At 61.6% G+C, this 11376-nt stretch carries 5 protein-coding genes; 4 read left to right on the top strand and 1 reads right to left on the bottom strand.

Going from position 1 to position 11376, the window contains the following annotated elements; translation table 11 throughout:
- Positions 1 to 113: 113 nt before the first annotated feature.
- From Q1A52_RS10305 to Q1A52_RS10315, 3 genes are read left to right on the top strand one after another with little or no spacing between them, the layout of a single operon-like run.
- Positions 114 to 1493, top strand: coding sequence for a TolC family protein (locus Q1A52_RS10305; protein ID WP_300014442.1), 1380 nt, complete (start codon positions 114 to 116; stop codon positions 1491 to 1493).
- The gene (locus tag Q1A52_RS10310) at positions 1490 to 3694 is read left to right on the top strand and encodes a type I secretion system permease/ATPase (RefSeq protein ID WP_300014445.1); all 2205 of its coding nucleotides are present in this window, start codon (positions 1490 to 1492) and stop codon (positions 3692 to 3694) included. Before Q1A52_RS10305 ends, Q1A52_RS10310 begins: the two co-directional genes overlap by 4 nt.
- Positions 3695 to 3697: 3 nt before the next feature.
- Positions 3698 to 5020, top strand: a complete 1323-nt coding sequence (locus Q1A52_RS10315; RefSeq protein ID WP_300014448.1) for an HlyD family type I secretion periplasmic adaptor subunit — start codon at positions 3698 to 3700, stop codon at positions 5018 to 5020.
- On the opposite strand, the gene Q1A52_RS10320 is transcribed toward Q1A52_RS10315, so the two are convergent.
- Positions 5021 to 7285, bottom strand: coding sequence for a CHASE2 domain-containing protein (locus tag Q1A52_RS10320; protein ID WP_300014451.1), 2265 nt, complete (start codon positions 7283 to 7285; stop codon positions 5021 to 5023).
- A gap of 281 nt (positions 7286 to 7566) precedes the next feature.
- On the opposite strand from Q1A52_RS10320, the gene Q1A52_RS10325 reads away from it, so the two are divergent.
- Positions 7567 to 11367 (top strand): Ig-like domain-containing protein, encoded by a 3801-nt coding sequence (locus tag Q1A52_RS10325; RefSeq protein ID WP_300014454.1) that lies wholly within the window; start codon positions 7567 to 7569, stop codon positions 11365 to 11367.
- Positions 11368 to 11376: the final 9 nt, after the last annotated feature.

Here is an 11376-nt window from a genome sequence, read left to right on the forward strand (position 1 = left end):
CACGGCAGCTTTGGTCGCTCGTCACCGGTAAAACCCTGACAGATTGCTTTTTTGACCGAGTTGGTTAACGTAAGGTCATTGGTTTTAGTATTTTGTACGCGGGTGCGGGGGGCATGATCTTGAAACGAATGCGCAATTTTGTCTGTGCAGGTCTGGCTGTCTCGGTACTTGCCGGAACGGTTTCCGCCGAAGCTTTGTCTGACGCGGTGCGTTTTGCCGTCACGACGAACCCGACCATCAAGGCCTCGCAGGCTGAAATGCGTGCCTCGGCCTATGAGCTGATCCAATTGCGGGGCGAGTATGAACCGCGGGTGACCCTGTCAGGCGAAACCGGGTGGCAGCGGGTGAGTGACCCGAATTCCCTGTCCGTTTCGGACAATGACAACACCAAGGCTCGCAATCAGCTGGGGGTGCGGGCGGAGCTGGTGTTGTTTGACGGGTTTCGGCGTGCCAATCTTGTCTATGCAAACGCGGCGCGCGTGGACGGTAGTATTTTCCGTCTGCTGGACGCATCCGAGACCATGGCACTGAACGCCACCGAAGCCTACATTGATGTGCACAGGCACCGGCAATTGCTGACCGTGGCCGAGCGCAACGTCGCCAAACATGAGGAAATCGGGGCCCGCGTGCGGGACCTTGTGGAAGGCGGGCGTCTGCCGTTCAGTGACGAACTGACAATTGATGACAGGGTCCGCTCTGCTCAACTGGCACAGCTTGATGTGGAACGTGCACTGCGGGATGCAAATGCGCGTTATCAAAGGGTAATTGGCCGTCCACCAAGCGGTGCCATGAGCGTTCCGCTGGCCAAGGCACCGTCGTCCCTTGCGCAGCTTTCCAACACCGCCGAACGCAACAGTTATCGAGTTCAATTTGCCCGTACGCAGATCGATCAGACGCGCTTTCAGTCCGAAGTGACCCTCTCGGACCGCTACCCGGAATTGTCGCTGAATACCGGCGTCGTACGCGATATCAATCGCAACGGCGTTTCAGGCACGCGCACGGATGAGACGGTGGGCATCGGACTGCGATGGACGATTTATCAGGGTGGTCGACAGGCGGAACGGCGCGCGTTGGCCGAACGCAACAGCCGCGCGATGGCACTTCAGGCCGTCGCCGTGCGGGACGTACGTGAACTGGCCGCCCGCACATGGAACTCCTACCGGACAAATGCCGACCGGGTGACACAGCTCAACGATCAGCTGCGCATCAACAGGCTGATCGTCGAGGTCTACGGTGACGAATTTCTGGCGGCCAAGCGCACCTTGCTGGACCTGCTGGAAGTCGAACGCGCCCGGTTCAACGTGGAGTTCGAAGCGGTTGGGGCGCGGGCCGGTCTTGCCTTCAGCACCTACCGTGCGCTGGCTGCGCAAAGCCTGTTGGCGGCGCATTTCGGGTTGGCCAAGGCCGATATTGCCCTGGAGCCGAGGTTTCAGGACCGCGTGAAGGGTAATCCAAACGCGATTTTCAACGTCGCGATCGAGCCGCTCGAATGAGATTGCAGGGCGGCACGGAGGCTGGTGCCGTACCGCTACGCCGTGCGGGGGCCGGCATGCCACCGAAGGACGGCGCTGCGCCGGATATGGCGATGATTGAATGGCTGGCGCGGGCCTTTGACCAACCGTTCTCGGCGGATGCTGTGCAAGCACGGCTTTCGCAAGAGACCGCATTATCGGATCCGCACGACCTTGCCCGCGCGCTGGAGGCCATCGGGCTGGCATCCCGGCTTATATTGCGCGACCCTGCGGCGATTGATGCGATTGCGCTGCCGTTTCTGGTTTGGCGGAAATCCGGGCAGCCGTTGATCGTTCAAGACATAAGTGAAGGCGGCAAGACCGCACGCGTGGTCGATCCGGCGCAGGGTACCCTGGTGCAGGAAATCCCGTTGCGTAAGCTGCGCAAGGACATCCGCCCGGAGCTGATGTTGGTCACCCGCAGCGCCGACCGGGCAGGGGCGATGCTGTCGCCCGACACCGCGCGGGATGGCCCGCGAGCCGGGCATTGGTTCTGGGCGCCGGTGCGGGCAAACTCGGGGAACTGGGCGCAGATTCTCGTCGCCGCTTTCCTGCTCAATCTGATGACGCTGGCGCTGCCGCTTTTTGTCATGAACGTCTATGACAAGGTGATCCCCAATCTCGCCTATGTGACGCTCTGGACGCTGGCCATCGGGGTCGGGATTGCGCTGCTGCTTGATCTGGTGATGCGCACGATCCGCGCGAATATCCTTGAAAATATTGGCCGACGCGTGGATCTGAAAGTGGCGGCCACGCTGTTTCGGCAGGCGATGAATACCCGGCTGCTGGACCGCCCCGGCGGGGCTGCGGGCATCGCCAGCACGATCCGCGATTTCGAAGTCGTGCGCGAATTCTTTGCCTCCGCCACCTTTGTCGCGCTGATTGATCTGCTGTTCATTGGAATCTTTGTGGCGGCGCTCTACCTCATCGTCGGGCCGATTGCGCTGGTGCCTCTGCTTGCCGTTCCCGTGGTCTTGGTGATCGCCATTGCTGCGCAATTGCCGCTGGGTCGCAGCGCGGGGCGCGCGCAGCAAATGGCCACGAAACGCCACGTGGTGCTGGTGGAATCGCTGGCCGGGATTGAAACCATCAAGAGCCTGAACGCCGAACCCCTGATGCAGCGTGAGTGGGAAGCGGCGGTCGCGGCCTCCTCGCGGATCAACGGCCGCACCAAATTCTGGTCCAACGTCGCGACCAATGGCACGATGTTGGTGCAGCAACTGGTGTCGGTCCTGATCATTGTCTGGGGCGTTTTTCTGGTCTCGGACGGCGTGATCACCGTGGGCGGGCTGATTGCGGCGAATATCCTCGCCGGTCGGGTGCTGGCCCCCCTGGGAACCATCGCGCAGACGATTTTCCGCGCACAATATGCGTTTAAATCGCTGGCGGCGCTAAATCGGTTCATGGCGTTGCCGGTAGAACAAGGCCCGGCTGTGAAGAGTGACGCGCATGTCAAAGAGGGCGAGCTTGCGCTGGACACCGTGTCGCTCACCTATCCGAATGCTGCGCGCCCGGCGCTGAAAGACCTCAGTTTTACCGTGGCACCGGGGGAATGTGTCGCTTTGCTGGGCCGGGTCGGGTCCGGCAAAACCACGGCGGGTAAGGTGCTGGCGGGGTTGCTCCAGCCCGACAGCGGCACGGTGCTCGTCGACGGGATCGCCTTGTCGCAATACGAACCTGCAGAGCTGCGCCGCGGCATCGGTTATCTGCCTCAAATCCCAGAACTTTTCACCGGCTCCCTGCGCGAGAACCTCGTGATCGGTCAGCAAAACGCCAGCGATGAAGAGATTGCACGGGCGCTCTATTTTGCGGCGATGGATGAGTTTCTCGCTGAAGCGCCGGAAGGGCTCGACATGTTCATCGGCGAGCAGGGCAAGCATTTGTCGGGCGGGCAAAAGCAGGGCGTGGCGCTGGCCCGCCTGCTGCTGCGCCGCCCCAAGACGCTATTTCTGGACGAACCGACCAACGCCATGGATCAGCGCATGCAGACGTTGATCATCAACCGACTGGCAGAGCTGAACAAGACCGGCGTCGGCATGGTCATCTGCACGCATCGGCAATCGCTGGCCGCCATGGCAGAGCGGTTGATCGTGATGGATCAGGGGCGCGCCGCGCTGGATGGTCCGCGCAACGATGTGTTGAACAAACTGCGGGCCATGGGTGCCGCGCGGGCAAAGGGGTAGGGGATGTTCGGCAACCGCATCGAAGATGAATTTGCCAATAACATTTCGGGCGCGCGCGCGGCTGTACGCGATGGTGGTCCCTGGCGTCTGTTGTTAGCGATTGCGTTTGGGCTGGGTGCCTTTCTGCTCTGGGCGGCCACCTACAAGATTGAAGAGACGGCGCGCGCCTCGGGCCGCGTGATCCCCTCACAACAGGTGCAGGTGGTACAGAGCCTCGAGGGCGGTATCGTGCGTGACATCACGGTGCGTGAGGGCGATATCGTGGCTCCTGGGGACGTTCTGATGCGGATCGACGACACGCGGTTTGATGCAGAACGCGGGGAGTTGTTGGAGCGGGAAGCGGCAATCCTCGCTGAAGCCGCGCGGTTGACGGCGGAGGCGCAATTCGCGGCGGAACTTGATTTTCCGGCGCTGCTGCAAGGCCGCGCTCCTTTGGCCGTCGCGGCCGAGCAGGAGGTTTTCCTGTCCCGCCGTGAACAGCTCAAACGCGAACTACAGGTGCTGGAGGCACAGCTGCTGCAACGCCGGGGGGAGTTGAGCGAAATCAGGGCGCTGCGCGACAGAACGGAAGGTATCATTGCGCCGCTGAGCGCGGAGATTGCCCTCACGCAAGACATGTTCGACCGCGGGTTGGTGCCGCAGATTGAACTGCTGCGGTTGCAGTCGAAATTAGCTGAGCTCAACGGAGATATGGCGGTCAGCCGGGCGTCGGAACCGCGCATGCAGGCAGCAATTGCCGAGGCGGAAAACCAGATCGACGCGGCGCGCTCTGCCTATGTGCTGTCGGCGCGCCAGCGGCTGGCGATCCTGCAGTTGGAACTGGCGGTGGTGCAGGAAACCCTGCGCAGCGCCAATGACCGCGTCACCCGCGCACAGTTACGTGCACCGGTGCGCGGGACGATCAACCGGGTGAATGCCACGACCATTGGCGCGGTGGTACAACCCGGCGCGCCTCTCGTGGAGATTGTGCCGATCGACGACAGTCTGCTGATCGAGGCGGACCTGGGCCCACGTGACATTGCCTTTGTCAGCCCGGGCGAGCCTGCGTCAGTGAAAATCTCTGCCTATGACTACGTGATCTATGGCGCGCTGGAGGGCGAGGTTGTGCGCATCGGCGCGGATACGATTGCCACCGAAGATGGGGCGGAGTTCTTCCGGGTGATCGTGCGCACCACAAAATCCTACCTTGGGACCGAGGACAAACCACTGCCGATTACGCCGGGGATGATCGCCTCGGTCGATATCCAGACGGGGCAAAAGACCGTGTTGTCCTATCTGGCCAAACCGATCCTGCGCGCGCAGGCAGAGGCGCTGCGCGAGCGCTGATCACTTGCGGGTTGACGAGAACACACCATCCCAATCGGCGCCCGGCGGGTTGGCACGCAGATCGGTAATGCGTGTCGCGTACATGTCCAGATATTCCTGCAGGGAGATATCCAACGCGGCAAGGGATGTGCGGACCTTCGCAAGGAGGGCTTCGGCCTGATCCCAGTTCTGGGAGCGATACGCAGCCAGCATGTCCTTGTTTATCGCCCAAAGCTGCTGAAACCGCGGGTCCTGTCGCAAGGCTTCGTCACCCAGCAGGGCGTAGATCGTTTCCGGTACCTCCTTGCCCACGACGCGGATCACATCCAGTTCCAGCACCGCAAATTCATTCATGACTTCGCGCGCCGTGGCCTGTCCCAGAATGATCGCTGCCCCGTAGTAGCGCGATTGCCCTTCGAGCCGGGAGGCCACGTTCACCGGATCCCCAAGGGCGGTGTAGTCGAACCGCGTGTCGCTGCCCATGTTACCGACCACGCATTGGCCGGTGTTGATGCCGATCCCGACGTTGATCTTGTGCACCGCGACCCAAGGTTGCCGTTTTTCAGTGCGCTGGCGTTTTTGCCCGACCCGCTTGCGCTTCTGCGCTCTGAGCCGGCCCTTGTTGAACTGCGCCACGTCGGCGATCATCTTCAGCGCGGCGCGACAGGCGGCGCGCGGGTGATCGTGATTGTCGAGCGGCGCGTTCCAGAAGGCCATCACCGCGTCGCCCATGAATTTGTCGATGGTGCCCTTCTGCTCCATGATCGCATTGGACAGGATGGTCAGGAAGCGGTTCATCAAGCCGGTCAGGGCCTCGGGGTCGTCGCGGAATTCCTCGGCGATCGCCGTGAAGCCGCGCACATCGCTGAAAAGAAGCGTCAGCTGTCTCGATTCACCGCCCAGGGTCAGGCTGCCCTGATTGCGGCTGAGTTGATCCACCAGATCGGGTGAGACATATTGGCCAAAGGCGCTGCGGATTTCGCGCCGCTTTCGCTCCTCTCGCAGGTAATTCACGGTGGAGATCAGCATGACTGCCGTCGTCACGGCGACCACGGGGAAGGAGGGGTCGAGCAGGATGCGCTTGTCGTAAAAGAGATAGTAGGAGACCGCGACATAGCCGCCCAGCAGCAGCACGGACGAGGAAATGAGCAGCCGTGCGGAGAGGGCGGGCGCGAAGATGATGACCAAAAGGCAGAGGATCAGCGTTGTCACCAGTTCGATGGCGATGGTGTAATTCGGCCGGATCAATAGGGTCTTGGCCATGATGTTTTCGAGCACCTGCGCATGTATCTCCACCCCGGCCATGGCTACACCCAGCGGGGTGGCACGGAAGTCCTCGAGCCCGATGGCAGAAGTGCCGACCAGGACCAGATGCCCCGCAAGCCGTCCGTCGGGCACCCGATCCCGGAGCAGGTCGGCCGCGGAGACATAGCGGCTCTGCGCGGAAGGGGTCAGGTAGGGCCAGACCGTGCCGTCCCGCGCGGTCGGGATCAGTTGGCGGGCCAGGACAACCCCCTCGATCCCCGCATCATTCGTGCGCACGGCAAAAGGATCGCCCCCCGTCGCCACGCGCAACAGCTCCGGCGTGAGACCAAGACGGATCTGGCCCTGCACACTCATCACCAGAGGCACGCGCCGGTAGACGCCGTCGGCATCAGGCCGGGTCGCGAACATCCCACGGCCTGCGGCATTGGCTTCGAGCGCCGGCAGGTTTTGCACGATGTCGGGGAATTTCATCAGGTAGGGCATCGGATCGGGGCCGATGAGCGCGTGGGCTGCATCCGCCATTTCGCGCTTTTCCGCCCGGTTGCCCGCCACGTTACGCACGCTGGTCTGACCGACGATTACCCGGGCCCCGGCAAAGGCCTGCGCCAGCTTGGTGTCGTTGTCCGGTAGTTGCGCCAGACGGGTTGCCAGATCGCCGGGCATGTCGGGATTGTCTTCGGCGATTTGCGCGGGCGACAGACGGTCCGGTTCGGAAAAGATGATGTCAAAACCGATGGCCACGGCGCCTTGTGCCGTCGCGCGGGTGACCAGTTCGGCGATGTAGCTGCGCGGCCACGGCCATTGCCCGATCTCCTCGATGCTGCGGTCATCCACATCCAGAATGGCCACGGGCATCGGCGTCAGATCGCGGGGTTTGGACTGGTGGTAAAAATCGAACGAGGCGTTGCGCAGCGTTGCCAGGGCGTGCGGGTCACCGATACGGATGATGAGGCCGAAAAACAGCCCCACCAAGGCGATCACGCGGACCCATCCAACCCATTTCGAAAACCATTGGTTCATCTCGGGGACCACCTGCCCGGTGCCAACAAACTACACAAACCGTGCAGGGCAGACCGGCTCTCCCGGTTGCTGTGCCCATACTGACCGAATCGGCAAATGGATCAAGCGGGGCAACAACCAGCGATTGTTCGCACTATGGGGATAATCAAGGATTTTCTTAGCCGTCGGCAAGAATATGACATTTTTCAGGCCCAAAATGGGCAAAATGTGGTGTGGATCACATACGGCTGCGCATTTTTCGGTTAATCATCGGTTAACTTAACTTTTTTGAGGGTGGTGTGGTGTCCCTGTTCCACGAGGCACAAAATGAAGACCCGGATGAGGTAGTTACCCTATGGGGTGACACTTCTGGGGTGGTCGCCGTGCCGGACAGCGCTCTTCTTTTCAATGGCGATTTCTTCCGGGTCGGGCCGGACCTTTACATCGCAAATGACGGGGCGGCGAATTTCCGCGTACCGGACTATTTTCGGCAATCCGAGGCTGCGGATCTTCACGATCCCAACGGGGCCGTGCTGCGCGGCGATCTGGTTGAACTGCTTGCTGGCCCATTGGCACCCGGCCAATACGCGCAGGTTGGTAACGCTGCGGCGGCCAGCCCAATCGGACAGGTCGAGACGGTAGAGGGTGCCACATCGGTCCAGCGCGTCGATGGCACGGTTGAGGCCCTGCAGGTGGGCTCGAAAATCTACCAGAACGATGTGATTGCCACGTCCGACGATGCCGCTGTTTCGGTCACCTTTGTGGATGGCACGATCTTCACACTGGCGGCCGCGTCCCGCATGGTGATCGACGAACTGATTTATGATCCCGGCGCAACGGATAACTCGGGCAGCTTCAGCCTGATCCAGGGCAGTTTTGTCTTCATTGCGGGGCAGGTCGCCAAAACCGGCGGCATGGATGTGAATACGCCGTCCTCGACGATGGGCATTCGCGGCACAACCGTGGTGGTTCAGGTCGGAACGGTAAATGGCGTCGATACCACCGAGGTGACCCTCACCAACGACCCCGACGGGGATACTGGGCGGGTGGAACTTCGTGATATCGAGGGCAACCTCGTCGCTGTCATCGACCAGACCAACACCAAGTGGATTGTCTCTGCCGCAACTGGTGAAACCCGCGAGGTTGACCGCACGTTACAGGATGACGCCGAGGATAATCTGCTGATCGCCGAGGCCTTTGCGGCCTTCCGTTCCGCGGTGTCTCGTGTTGATGCTGGCGACACCTTCGTCTCCCTGTCGGATGCAGGTGGCGGCGGCATTGGCACAGAGCAGCAAGGGCAGTCGCCCACCGATCTGGAAGTGGATTCCATCGATGAGCCCGGCGCAGTCGAGGCCCCTCCCGAAGTGGACGACCAGGAAGGCGAAGACAGCGAAACCTTTGACGAAGGGCTGCTTGTGCCGGATGAGGATGCCCCGGTGGTTATGGTCAGCGGCCCGGAGGACGCAGGTGAGGAAGACGCCATCAGCGGCGACATCGTGGTGCCGGGAAGCACCGCAGCCACGGTTTTCACACTCGCCAGCGGCCCGTCAAACGGCGATGTCGCGGTCGCCACTGATGGTCAGTTCGACTATGTGCCCGATCCGAACTTCAATGGCACCGACAGTTTCACTTACACAGCGACCGATCCGGACGGGCAAACGATACAAGGCACCGTGATCGTGCGGGTCCTGCCCGTGAACGATGTCCCCCAGGCAGAAGATGGAACGGCGACGGTTGTCGAAGACGGCATTGTCACGGGCACTATCATCGCCAGCGATATCGACGGTGATGTCCTGAGCTATGCCATCGGCGCGACACCCGACAACGGGGAGGTCTCGCTCTTTCCCGATGGGACCTATTCCTATCGGCCCGATATGAATTTTGAGGGTACTGACAGTTTCAGCGTTGTCGTCTCTGACCCTTCGGGCGAGACTGCGGAGGCAACGATCAGCATCACCATATCCGGCGAAAACGATGCGCCGATCATCACGACGGCAATCGGTGCGAATCTCGGCACTGTGGTGGAAGGTGATGAGCAGGCCGACACCGGCGGTCAGCTGAGTGCGGATGACCCCGAGGATAACGCTGTCACATGGAGCGGCACCTCCACAGCCCTTTTCGGCGTTTTCGCGATTTCCGGCACTGGCGCCTGGACCTATGTTTTGAACAACGATGCCGCCGACAGCATCTCCGAGGGTGAAACTGTCGTCGAAACCTTTACGGCTGTCGCCACGGATGAATTCGGAGCGACAGTTTCACAAACCGTCGAGGTGACACTGACGGGCACAAATGACGCGCCGACCGTCACGCGCAATACCGTGTTCGAGATCGATCAGGATGGGGTGCTGACCAACCAGCTGGCTGCCACGGATGTGGACAGCAGCGGCCCGTTGAGTTTCGCCCTGGGCGATGACGGCCCGGACAACGGCACTGTCACGGTCAACGCAGATGGCAGTTTCACATACACGCCCAATGCGGGTTTCCTGGGCGCGGACCGCTTCCGCTACACGGTCACGGACGCGCAGGGCGGTGTTTCGACCGGTCGGGTCACGGCGGCCGTCGAAAGCACGTCTGGCGGCGAAGGAGACCAGTCGGTCACCCTGTCTCTCAACGTGGATGCAACCGCCGAAACAGCGGCGGGCGCGGTGGCCATTGATGCGCAATCGGTGGAGGCGCAATCGGTCAATCTGGTCATCGCCATGGATAGCTCCGGCAGCATCGGGTCGGCGGATTGGGCCGTGCAGCGCGCGGCGGTCAAAGATGCCGTGGCGCTGCTGAGCGATCAGTTCGACGGGTCGACAACTTCCGTCGATGTTCAGATCATCACTTACTCGGGAGTAACCTCCACCATCGGGCCGTTCGATCTGCAAGATCCGGACTTGCCATCGGAAATCCTCGCACTTCCTTTTCTGGGCGGCGCCACGGCCTGGAACCTGGCGCTGGATGAGGCCAATGACTTTCTGACCGGGCAGCCGGCCGGAGAAGCCAATTTTCTCCTCTTCATCACCGATGGCGTGCCGTCGAATGGTGCGTGGCGTGAGTCTCTGGAGGCCTTGACCAACCCGCCCGGAGGGGCCTTCACCGTGGACATCGCGGCCTTTGGCATTGGCGATGACTACAATCCGACCTTTCTGCAGGAGATCGATCCCGACCCGGCCCTTCTGCTGACCGCCGACGACCTCGCGGCGGCGTTGACGCAAACACCCGTCTTTGCGCCCACGCTGATCTCGCTCGATGTCTCGCTCGAGGCTGACGGCGCAGATCCGGTCACCATCGCCACGCAAGACAGCGATGCATTGATCGTCGAAGGGATCGACTACGAACTGCCGCTTGCCAGTATCGAAAATATCGAAATGCTGCTGGGTGAGAGCAACCGGATCAGCGTGACCGCGCGCTTTGATCTGGATGGGGATGACAGCACCGCCGAGATCGAGCTCTTTTCCAGCGATGTGATTGGCAAGGCGGATACCGCGCAGAGCACCGCTGGCCTGGAGGCGGCGGACCTGCTCTTTGGCAGCGATCTGGCGGATGATATTGCAGGCGGGGCCGGCAGTGACCTGATCCTCGGGTTTGACGGGGCGGACACACTGGATGGTGGTGCCGATGCGGATATCGTGCTGGCGGGGGGTGGCGATGATGTGTTGCGCGTCTCCGAAGCGCCGACGGCAGGTGTTGATCTGCTGGACGGTGGTGCCGGGCGCGACGTGCTTGAAATCGATGTTGGGGGCAATCTGACGGAGGATCTGATCCCGTCGCTGGAGATCAGGGATATCGAAGCCATCGACATGGAAAACGGCCAGGCCAACAGCTTGGAAATCACGCTGGAGGATGTCATCGATATGTCCTCGACCAGCGACAGCCAGTTGGAAGCCTTGCTGAACGCGGCCCTGCCGGAAAGTGCAGTGATCTACGGCGATGCGACCGACAGTCTGACGCTGGTTTCGGGCCCGGCAGGCGGGTTCCAGAAGGTATCGGACACCCCGGTGGAGGACGGCAACGGCAACACGCTGGACATCTATGCCTATGTCGAGGGTGGTAACGTGCTGGCCACGCTGGGCGTTGACAGCGATATCGACGTCTCGGGCGCCGTGCCGGTGGGCTGACGCCGACGG

This window comes from uncultured Roseobacter sp. (assembly GCF_947488185.1).
Lineage (GTDB): Bacteria > Pseudomonadota > Alphaproteobacteria > Rhodobacterales > Rhodobacteraceae > Roseobacter.

Bases quoted from the DNA above. Each gene is read 5' to 3' on its own strand.
- Q1A52_RS10305 (WP_300014442.1), top strand. From the start codon at position 114: ATGATCTTGAAACGAATGCGCAATTTTGTCTGTGCAGGTCTGGCTGTC.
- Q1A52_RS10310 (WP_300014445.1), top strand. From the start codon at position 1,490: ATGAGATTGCAGGGCGGCACGGAGGCTGGTGCCGTACCGCTACGCCGT.
- Q1A52_RS10315 (WP_300014448.1), top strand. From the start codon at position 3,698: ATGTTCGGCAACCGCATCGAAGATGAATTTGCCAATAACATTTCGGGC.
- Q1A52_RS10320 (WP_300014451.1), bottom strand. From the start codon at position 7,285: ATGAACCAATGGTTTTCGAAATGGGTTGGATGGGTCCGCGTGATCGCC.